The organism is Pseudomonas sp. HMWF021 (assembly GCF_003061005.1).
In the GTDB taxonomy this organism is placed as follows: Bacteria; Pseudomonadota; Gammaproteobacteria; order Pseudomonadales; family Pseudomonadaceae; genus Aquipseudomonas.
Window position 1 is genome coordinate 1 of record NZ_QAIK01000007.1, and the last position, 2,918, is coordinate 2,918.

3 protein-coding genes and 1 tRNA gene are annotated in these 2,918 nt (G+C 59.9%); 1 reads left to right on the forward strand and 3 read right to left on the reverse strand.

All coding sequences use genetic code 11. The annotated features are described in order from the left end of the window. Positions 1–132: 132 nt before the first annotated feature. The 3 genes from sugE to rdgC all read right to left on the reverse strand — a co-directional run bounded on the left by sugE (position 133) and on the right by rdgC (position 2,628). Positions 133–447 carry a quaternary ammonium compound efflux SMR transporter SugE gene (sugE, locus tag DBR18_RS00475; protein ID WP_007962927.1) on the reverse strand — a complete coding sequence of 105 codons (315 nt, stop codon included), beginning with the start codon at positions 445–447 and terminating at the stop codon, positions 133–135. A gap of 118 nt (positions 448–565) precedes the next feature. After that, positions 566–1,531 (reverse strand): bile acid:sodium symporter family protein, encoded by a 966-nt coding sequence (locus DBR18_RS00480; protein ID WP_007962929.1) that lies wholly within the window; start codon positions 1,529–1,531, stop codon positions 566–568. Positions 1,532–1,707: 176 nt separating this feature from the next. Then, a complete protein-coding gene (gene rdgC, locus DBR18_RS00485) occupies positions 1,708–2,628 on the reverse strand; it encodes a recombination-associated protein RdgC (RefSeq protein WP_003223096.1) in 921 nt (306 codons plus the stop codon). A gap of 159 nt (positions 2,629–2,787) precedes the next feature. Here rdgC and DBR18_RS00490 point away from each other — a divergent pair. Next, a tRNA-Val gene (locus tag DBR18_RS00490) sits at positions 2,788–2,863 on the forward strand. Positions 2,864–2,918 lie beyond the last annotated feature (55 nt).

A 2,918-nucleotide genomic window follows, 5' to 3' on the forward strand; every position in this document is an offset into this window, starting at 1 on the left:
GTCAGATAGTTGTTGCCTGAATTGGCCCCATCGCTGGCAAGCCAGCTCCCACAGGTTTTCTGGATTTACACAAGATTTGTGTTCACCGCAGATCCCTGTGGGAGCTGGCTTGCCAGCGATGGGGCCAGTGGCCTAAGCGCTGACTTTCAGGCCAATCAACCCGGTAACGATCAACGCCACACTGGCCAGACGAATCAACGCCATCGATTCGCCAAACAGAATGATCCCGGCGATCACCGTGCCCACGGCACCGACGCCGGTCCAGATCGCATAAGCCGTACCCAGCGGCAACTCCTTCATCGCCAGCCCCAGCAGGCCAAGGCTGATGGCCATGGCCGCAACGGTCAGGACGGTGGGGAGCGGGCGGGTGAAGCCGTCGGTGTATTTCAGGCCGACGGCCCAGCCGACTTCAAACAGGCCGGCGAAAAACAGAATGATCCAGGACATGAGAGACCTCCATCGATTGACGGGGCCGTCCCCAGATTGATAACTCGATCGAGCCGCAGGGTCGTCCCCGCGTTGCGCAATATATTGACGAGCATCACTCCGGGGATCAAGTTCGCGCTCAATCGGCAGCCTGTTGAGCTGCCGTTGCGCGGTCTTCTTTCTCGCTCATCCGGCGGAAATATGTCGAAAGCAGTGCCCCGGAAATGTTGTGCCAGACACTGAACAACGCACTCGGCACCGCCGCCAGCGGCGAGAAGTGCGCACTCGCCAGCGCCGCACCCAGACCCGAGTTCTGCATGCCGACTTCCAGCGCCAGCGACTTGCGCTGCGCCAGCGGCAACTTGAACAGGCGGCCGGTGAAGTAGCCCAGCAAGTAGCCGAAGCTGTTATGCAGCATCACTACGGCCATGATCAGCAGACCGGACTCGGCGATTTTCGCCTGACTGGCGGCCACCACGGCGGTGACGATGATCACGATGCTGACCACCGACACCAGCGGCAGCACGTCCACCGCGTGGCGCACCTTGTCGCCGAGCAGGCGTTGCGCAACCACGCCGAGCACGATCGGCAACAACACCACTTGCAGGATCGACCAGAACAACTCCATGAACGACACCGGCAACCACGCCGACGCCAGCAGCCAGATCAGCGCCGGGGTCAGCAGCGGGGCGAGGAGGGTGGTGACGGCAGCAATCGCCACCGACAGCGCCAGATCGCCGCGGGCCAGCCAGGTCATCACGTTGGAAGAGGTGCCGCTTGGGCAGCAGCCGACCAGAATCACCCCGACGGCAATTTCCGGCGGCAGGTGGAAGATCTGGCAGAGCAACCACGCCACACCGGGCATGATCACGAAATGCGCAACCACGCCCAAGGCCACGCGCCATGGATGGCGGGCGACGGCAGCGAAGTCATCGAGTTTGAGTGTCAGGCCCATGCCGAACATCACCAGCCCCAGCAGCGGCACGATCGCGCCCTTGAGGCCGAGGAACCACGCCGGTTGCAGGAACGCGATCACCGCGAAGATCAGCACCCAGTATGCGAAGGTGTTGCCAACAAAACGACTCAGTGCAGCCAGTGCGCGCATGGCGTGTTCCTTATTATGTGAAAGCGTTAGGAAGCTAAGCATACGGTGACAGCAAAAAGATCGCAGCCTTCGGCAGCTCCTACAGGAAAAACACATTCCAAATGTAGGAGCTGCCGAAGGCTGCGATCTTTGCTTTTCAGGCACCTTCTTTAAGAAGAAGGTGCATGCCTAGGGCCTTAGATCCCCTGCGGCGTCTCTTCACCGCCCAACGCTTCAACCAGCGCCGGCAGGAAGTCGCCGAAGGTCAGCATCATCAGGGTGAAGCTGGCGTCCAGTTGGCCCAGGGCCTCGTCGCCACCGTCCTGTTCGGCCTGATCCTGCAGCAGGTCTTCGAACTTCAGACGTTTGACGGTCATCTTGTCGTCGAGCATGAACGACAGCTTGTCCTGCCAGGCCAGCGACAGTTGAGTCACGACTTTGCCAGTGCTCAGGTGCAGCTGGATTTCTTCGCTGGTCAGGTCCTGACGCTTGCAACGCACAATGCCGCCGTCTTCGTGGGTATCGCGCAGCTCGCACTCGTCCAGAACGAAGAAGTCCGGGGCGGCTTGCTGGGTGGTGACCCACTCGGTCATCACCGCGGTCGGCGCGGTTTTCACGGTCAGCGGACGCACGGGCAGGGTGCCGAGCACTTCACGCATTGTGGAGAGCAGGTCTTCGGCGCGTTTCGGGCTGGCCGAGTTCACCAGAATCAAGCCCTGTTTCGGCGCGATGGCAGCGAAGGTCGACGAACGACGAATAAAGGCGCGCGGCAGGAAGGCCTGGATGATTTCATCCTTGATCTGATCGCGTTCCTTCTTGTAGACCTTGCGCATCTGCTCGGCTTCGATCTCTTCGACCTTCTCCTTGACCGCGTCGCGCACGACACTGCCCGGCAGAATGCGTTCTTCTTTACGCGCAGCGATCAGCAGGAAGTCACCGCTGACGTGCACCAGTGGAGCATCTTCGCCTTTGCCGAATGGCGCGACGAAACCGTAGGTGGTCAACTCCTGGCTTGCACATGGACGCGCCAGTTTGGTGGCCAGTGCAGTCTCCAGCGCCTCGGCATCGACAGGCAGGTCTTGGGTCAGGCGATAGATAAGCAGGTTTTTGAACCACATGGGGTGAGTCTCTCCTTTATACAAAGGGGGGCATTATTGTCTTCGCCGTGGCATAGGCCAACCCTTCTCTAAGCCTTTGGAAGGCCTGAGAAAATTATTTAAAAAAGTGCTTGCCAGAGGTTGGGTCGCTCCGTAGAATGCGCGCCACACCGAAGCGAAGGGTGATTAGCTCAGCTGGGAGAGCGTCTGCCTTACAAGCAGAATGTCGGCGGTTCGATCCCGTCATCACCCACCATTCGTTTCAAGTGTTTAGCGCAGCGGTAGTTCAGTCGGTTAGAATACCGGCCTGT